At 36.4% G+C, this 453-nt stretch carries 1 tRNA gene and 1 rRNA gene; both read right to left on the reverse strand.

Going from position 1 to position 453, the window contains the following annotated elements:
* Positions 1–113, reverse strand: a 23S ribosomal RNA gene (locus CP960_RS13585); the annotation flags it as partial.
* Positions 114–340: 227 nt separating this feature from the next.
* Positions 341–416, reverse strand: a tRNA-Ala gene (locus CP960_RS13590).
* Between the last annotated feature and the right edge of the window lie 37 nt (positions 417–453).

Raw genomic sequence — 453 nt, forward strand, 5'->3', positions numbered from 1 at the left:
AAATCTCTGGATCAATGCCTCTTGACGGCTCCCCAAAGCTTATCGCAGTCTAGTACGTCCTTCTTCGCCTCTTACAGTCTAGGCATCCACCATTAGCCCTTAATAGCTTATTTTTGTTAGTTAAGTTCTCACTTAACCACCTTTGATAATTATTCCTTGGCTACTATCTTATTAAATTCATAAGATAGTTGTGTTTTATTGTTTTTCTTTTTTTAGAAAAATTTTAAGACTTTAACATTTGATTTTTAAATAACATTACTACTCTCGTAGTATTTTTTTGGTCTATATTTCGAAACCAAATATAAATTCAAATCTTTTTTTGAACTTATATTTGACTTCTTGGTGGAGAATAGCGGGATCGAACCGCTGACCTCCTGCGTGCAAGGCAGGCGCTCTCCCAGCTGAGCTAATTCCCCATAAAAGTTATCTCTTTTCATGGTGGGCCTACCAGGA

It is taken from the genome of Malaciobacter halophilus (assembly GCF_002837275.1).
Taxonomy (GTDB): Bacteria; Campylobacterota; Campylobacteria; order Campylobacterales; family Arcobacteraceae; genus Malaciobacter; species Malaciobacter halophilus.